The 3410-nt window shown below is 35.1% G+C and carries 4 protein-coding genes and 1 pseudogene; all 5 read right to left on the bottom strand.

Annotated features, from left to right (window positions below; translation table 11 throughout):
- On the bottom strand, window positions 1-713 hold a 713-nt coding region (locus AC1DJR_RS22565; RefSeq protein ID WP_477003550.1), incomplete at its 3' end, for an Rpn family recombination-promoting nuclease/putative transposase.
- Between the two features lie 110 nt (window positions 714-823).
- Window positions 824-985 (bottom strand): hypothetical protein, encoded by a 162-nt coding sequence (locus AC1DJR_RS22570; protein WP_340853115.1) that lies wholly within the window; start codon window positions 983-985, stop codon window positions 824-826.
- Between the two features lie 58 nt (window positions 986-1043).
- Entirely contained in the window at window positions 1044-2357 is a 1314-nt protein-coding gene (locus tag AC1DJR_RS22575) for a DUF3854 domain-containing protein (protein WP_477003551.1), read from the bottom strand.
- Window positions 2347-2529, bottom strand: a pseudogene (locus tag AC1DJR_RS22580) (LPD1 domain-containing protein); the annotation flags it as partial. The gene AC1DJR_RS22575 and the pseudogene AC1DJR_RS22580, both read right to left, overlap by 11 nt.
- A gap of 123 nt (window positions 2530-2652) precedes the next feature.
- Window positions 2653-3204 (bottom strand): hypothetical protein, encoded by a 552-nt coding sequence (locus AC1DJR_RS22585; RefSeq protein WP_477003552.1) that lies wholly within the window; start codon window positions 3202-3204, stop codon window positions 2653-2655.
- Window positions 3205-3410: the final 206 nt, after the last annotated feature.

The raw sequence follows: 3410 nt of genomic DNA on the forward strand, positions 1-3410 counted from the left end.
TTTTCTCTCGCCTCATATAAGCGTAAAAAATCCTTATCGCTACTTAGACGCTCCCAATCCTCTATTGCCTTTTTCAAAACTGGATCTTTTTCCATTGCGATTCCCTCCAGGATTGTTGTTAATTTCTCATTTTCATATGCAGGAAATAATAATAACCAACGTGCTAGTATATCCTCCCATGGATCCACTCGTTTTTCTTTCCACTCTTGAATTACTTTCGGAATTTCAAGAAAGTGCAACTGCATATTTTCGGTAATGATACGCTTGGATTTTCTGTTCATCACCGTATTAACATTATGAAAGTCTTTTTCTTCTGGAAACAGAATGAAATCTACTATATTAATACAAAKTGTTGGTCTTAATTCCGTGTACTTCATTCCTTGAGTCATTTGAGAATAATACATACCTGACCAGTAGAACAAAGAGCGCTCTATCATATCTTTTTTGTCTCGAACTTGAATCTCTATATTAATTTTTATACCATTATTTAGCGTAGCTCGCAAATCTAAAATAGACAATTTATCGTCTTTTCGCTCTCTTGGGAGATGCGGATCATCGAAATGTAAAGAAGTGATTTCTTCATCGATAGATGATTGTAATACTGCATTTAGAAAACCAATTAATATGTCTTCGTTTCCTTCTACTCCAAATAGACGCTTAAAAGCAAAGTCAATTCGTAAATTTACTAGATTCTTTTTTACATATACACTCATATTTTCCCTCTACCCTTCTACTTTTAAAAATTTTTACTTAGATGCATAAAAAAAGATAGAATTACAATTCTATCTTTTTTCCCTTCTATTTACCTCACCAAATATGGCTACTAGCTGTTTAATATATATGAAATATCCTCTTCGCACATATTTGTCGCATTTGCAATCGTCGTAATAGAAACCCCTTCATTATAAAATCTATGAATTAGTTCTATTCTTTCTTGTTCCCTAGCTTTTTTGTCTACGTCCATTAATTGTTGCATAAGATTCATGTACTTAATACACACCTTTCTTTTATATAAAATCCCCTAGCTGAAATTTTACGATTTATTATATTGTGCGGAAAACTGGCTTRAAAAATGCTTGCATAGCATCATCCAAACCTTTTCCTTGTGCTGGATTCCATGCAGCAATCGTCACATTATAGCCCTCTTTCTTTAATTCTGTCGCAAAAGCAATTAAGGCCGCTCTTACTTTCTCGTTCTCTACTAAATCTGCGTCAAATGCTAAATACACATTCTCTACACTCATGTCTTTTAATACAGGCATAGCAATTCGCCATGCATTTACACCTGGAATYGCAAGWACTGTTGTCCCTACKTTAGATATYTCYTCTTTRTTYARCCTTTGAGGAATTAAATCAGCAAYCAAATCMGCYTTCATMGGWCCYTCTGTAATCATYACTGATTTTGTTTGATGTARYRTACCMGAWTTCCAATGTTTCAARTGWGAGCTTGGTACCGCTACATGTACAGGAAGTGGATGTTCACTACCACCTGCACCAGTTCCATGATTTTTATTTGCTGATGAGAGCCACAAGTACTTTTGACCTTTATGAATCTTTACAACAATTCTTCCCTCTTGAAATGAAATTTCTACTTTTTTGCTCACTTCTAGTTCGCCTTCAAAGATACAATCACCATTCTTAGTTACCTTTACAACATTAGGTTGTTCAATTAATTCCGCTTGAACTCCAGTAGGTGCAGATTTCACATGAACTGAGTTTTTCACTTCATCCACACGAACCTGCCATCCAACAATTTGATTATACTGGTTTCGAAAAGGAATCAATATACCAGGGGAGCCTGCCATTAAACGAAGCGAAAGTGTACCTTTTTTCATTTCATAAAAGCCTGGCACGCCCTGCCAACAATCTTTCTTCCCAATCTGTTTGAATAACTGCTCCCAAACGGTTGTATACGTATTATCCTCTTCTAACACAATTTGTTGTTTTAAGTAGGAACGATATTGACGTACTTGTATTTGTTCCTCGTTCATTTTTCTATCTCTTAATAAATGTGCATGATGATTATCTTGCAATGGTATAAAATCAATTAACTTACGATTAAACACATCTAATTTCTCATTGCTTTTCTTATCATGAACCTGAACTTCATCCACTTCAGGCAATTGATACTTATCTTTTCCATTTATGTAATGAATGTAGCTTGGATTGCTCGTATTTTTCCCATAGACCCATTTGCTTTCTACACGGGTACATGCTACTTTCTCTTGCGAAACATGCAGCATACAATTGCCTGTATCATGACAAATTGGACAAGGAACACGATAAAAYTCCCACCAGCTACCTCTTGGATACGCACTTGTTAAACGAAATTGACCTCTTTGAATGTTATAATTCATGTCTCCCAACTCCTTGTATACCGTTTATTATATATGGAACTATCACTTCCATTAAACTCTTTATACTTCTATTTAGATATTACCCTTGTACTTCTAACGTTTATACAAAAGAATATGTATCGCAAACTAAATAATCGCTTCTATGTTCTTGATCTAACAAAGTCGATTTCACACATCTCAAATCTTAAACTCTCCCCAATAAAATAAAAGGACAGAAATTCATAGTCATTTTTCACTACGGATTTCTGTCATTCCCTCTGTCTGTACACTTTCATATGGTTCTGTAAATCACTCATTACGATACACTAACACCCGTTAAAGAGAATAAGTCCTCTTTTGTCGGATTAAGTGCTTGCAACCAACTATCTACCTGTGGGAAGTTTACTTTTCTTAATTGTTCTCCCTTCTCCGCACGCTTTGCCACTTCTAATCCTCCATGATGATGAACAAGMATTGTAAGATCATCTTTCTTRAAAATACAATCTWCATCTGAARACTTTACATGATGGCTTCGTAAAATCGGCTTCCACTTCTTAAGTGAATACCCTTCTACATCTAAAAAACCACGGATTGCAGTAAAGCGAAAACTTGTCCCTCTAAAACATCTTTCCAACAAAAAAAGGAAATCTCGTACACATCCATTAAAATGAACATGATACAAATAGATTTCCCCTGCTTGTTTTGCTACTTGCTGTGACAAGTTTGATGGTTTAATTGAAAACTGATAACAATCCCGTTCCCAAAAAGCTCCTCCTTTTGTAACTCTCAATCGCAGTGCTCGTAAACTCGGAATAAAATCATCCGGATGTGCAGAACAAAATATAGATACTTCAAAATTCGTATTCATTATAAATCCCCCTAAATAATAATTTTGCCCACTGTGATAATGGGTTTTACCAATCAAACAGACTTGAAAACAACACAAAAAGGGCTTCTTCAAGTCGATTAATAATGTGCATAGCAAAATAAGCTATATATACACTAATCGGCTCAAAGAAGCCCTTTCAAAATTGAAACAAGACGCAACTTGCTTCTACAACTCAACCACAACAC

Source organism: Bacillus sp. 05T31, assembly GCF_056396725.1.